Source organism: Oleiphilus sp. HI0132, from assembly GCF_001635845.1.
Genome location: NZ_LWGJ01000634.1, coordinates 1 through 1,297, shown reverse-complemented (window position 1 = coordinate 1,297; position 1,297 = coordinate 1). Strand labels below are relative to the sequence as shown.

The window sequence follows — 1,297 nt, the reverse complement described above, 5'->3', positions numbered from 1 at the left end:
ATTCATTCCTGAGATAATCTTGATACGGGCAACAGCGGCAGGCAACATTTTAATATCAAAGTTGCGTATTTTTAGCAGACTGCCATCAATACGGTAGAGAATATCAACGCTTTTTTCTTTGGGCCTGATATGTATGTCTGATGCTCTGCGGGTTACCGCATCGGCGATCAAATTATGTATTAGCTTAACGGTTGGTTTATCTGATGCGAGCTTTATAGCTTGTTGAGCTTCCCAGCTATTGCTCAAGCTGGTGCTGGGCATATCCTTTAGAACATCATCAATATCGGTTGAGCCATAATATTGAGAAATTGCGTACTCTATATCACTTGCGGTACTCAATACCGGCTCGATGACTTGTTCAGATAAAAAATGCAGTAGGTTGATGGTTTCGTTATCAGACGGGTCTTCCATCGCCACGACTAAGCGATCTTTGTGAGCCATGAGGGGAATAACAGCATGTGCTCTGGCAAACTCGGCAGGAACTAGTTGCAACGCATGTTCATCAACGTCAAACCCGGCGAGCTGAATAAAAGGTATCTCCAGACAGCAGGAAAGTGCATTGCGAACCTGGTGGTCGCTAGCGTAGCCCAAGCGCTGCAATATATGCCCTAGCATTTCTTTCTTGCCCTCAGCAATTTGTTTATGCAGGGCGGTGCTTAACTGTTTTGACGTGATAATGCCGGTTTGCAGTAATATCTGCCCAAGATGCTGGTGTTGATAGCTTTTACTTTTTTCAAGTGACTCTACAAGCTGTTCACGATTTGCAATCAAGAAATAGGCTCCAAAACTAATTATATCCTTATTAGTTTAGTAGAAGATCGCCGCAAATGTGTATTCAAAGCACTTTGGCTTGAGCCGAGTCACTTTAGTGTTCATTTTCCAGCGCGGCTATCATTGCACAGAAGTAGCCATCATCTTTTAGTTGTGAATGGTCTTCTGTATTAGCTGAAATGACACTTGTCATATTATTTATCTGATCAAGTGGGCTTAAGGAAGCATGTTTAGCAATTGAAAGATCATCTGCTAGGTTCAACCAGTATATTTGTTCCAATGAAACAGAGTCACTTTCGTTCCACTCAACATAGTTAGCATAGTGGTCGAGTGAGATCTGCCTACCTAGGGTATCGAAGTTCATCAGGCTGTTTGCTTCGTTCATCGAATTCGCGATAAAGTCTGGAGCAATGCTGGATATCGACTTAAACTCGTTCAGTGCCTGTTGATTTACCGGTAAGCGGGCAATAAGGTCTTGTTCATACACCACTCTATGCACTCGGTTAGCGAGAAGAACTTGAGCTTT

General features: G+C 42.9%; 2 protein-coding genes. Both read right to left on the bottom strand.

Annotation, left to right across the window (positions count from 1 at the left end):
• Positions 1–771 (bottom strand): GspE/PulE family protein (locus tag A3766_RS07745; protein ID WP_369808608.1); only part of this gene is annotated, 771 nt, incomplete at its 3' end.
• A gap of 94 nt (positions 772–865) precedes the next feature.
• On the bottom strand, positions 866–1,297 hold a 432-nt coding region (locus A3766_RS30700; RefSeq protein WP_197479423.1), incomplete at its 5' end, for a hypothetical protein.